Annotated in this window: 1 protein-coding gene; it reads right to left on the bottom strand. The window is 53.5% G+C overall.

Annotated features, from left to right (window positions below; translation table 11 throughout):
- Window positions 1-390: replication initiator protein A (locus ACTQ3V_RS15740; protein WP_195271787.1), on the bottom strand; the 390-nt coding region annotated here is incomplete at its 3' end.
- Between the last annotated feature and the right edge of the window lie 21 nt (window positions 391-411).

Raw genomic sequence — 411 nt, 5'->3', positions numbered from 1 at the left:
CTCCGGCGTACCAGAACCGGATTTCTTGAAGTCGGTGTTTGGAACCGCTTCATAGGATTTTGGGAAAATGCGGTTGGGTTTTCCACAGCCCTGCTTCTGGATCTCCACCAGCCCGGCGTATTGCAGTTCCCGCAGGGTGTTTACCGCTTTCTGCCGCCCACAGTGGAGCAGGTCAACCACCTCGCAGATGGGATAGTACAGATAAATCCGTCCGCAATCATCCGCCCACCCATTCTTGCGGGATAACTCTGTCCGGCGCAGGATAAAGGCGTACAGAACCTTTGCCTCGTTGGACAAGGGCTTGAATGTGGGGGCTTCAAAGAGGAAATTCGGGAGCCGGGTGAAGCTGAACGCCTTTTCCGGCTGATGGATATAGATGGTATTTGTCATAGTGCGTTTTGTGGACGGTTA

The organism is Candidatus Agathobaculum pullicola (genome assembly GCF_052117205.1).
GTDB lineage: Bacteria > Bacillota > Clostridia > Oscillospirales > Butyricicoccaceae > Agathobaculum > Agathobaculum pullicola.
Note: the sequence above shows the minus strand (reverse complement) of the source record. Positions and strands in the feature narration are given on the sequence as shown.